This window comes from Vibrio sp. 1069 (genome assembly GCF_033340555.1).
In genome coordinates this window covers 1-546 of record NZ_JAWOWP010000814.1, presented here as the reverse complement: position 1 = coordinate 546, position 546 = coordinate 1, and the positions used below count along the sequence as shown (strand labels likewise).

General features: G+C 48.0%; 1 protein-coding gene. It reads left to right on the top strand.

What is annotated here, in order from left to right:
- A partial coding sequence (locus R7040_RS29220) for a DUF4198 domain-containing protein (protein ID WP_318098011.1) occupies nt 1-546 on the top strand: 546 nt, incomplete at both ends.

The window sequence follows — 546 nt, the reverse complement described above, 5'->3', positions numbered from 1 at the left end:
GAGACAACAGCACAAGCGCATCCTAGTTGTGTTTTGCCTTCACACTTTACCGTTTATAAAGAAGGTGGTGATTGGATCACGTTCAATGTGACTGCTTCTCATGGCACATTTGTATTCGATAAGCCAGCAGGTAGCGAACAAGCTTTTGTCATCATGCCGGATGGCCGCTCTGAGCGCCCGAACTTTGTAATACGCGGTAAGCGTCGTTCGATGTTCGATTTCTTCTTTGTTGAAGAGGGCACGCATAAGGTTGCGATCAACAATGAGCCGAGCTACTACACCCAGTACAAAGCAGGTCGCCGCGATACTGTGAAGTGGGTTAGAGCCAATAAAGCTGAGCGCGCTGATGTGCTACCAGAAAAAACGCGTGATGTGGTGACTCAGTTAAGCTACACCCGCGCAGAAAGCTACATCACGGTCGGTAAACCAACAGAAAAAGCGTTAGAAATTGAAGGCAAATTGCTAGAGCTAAAACCGCTGACTCACCCATCTGACATCATTGAAGGTGAAGCGGTGACGTTCCAGTTCTTCTTCGATGGCAAACCT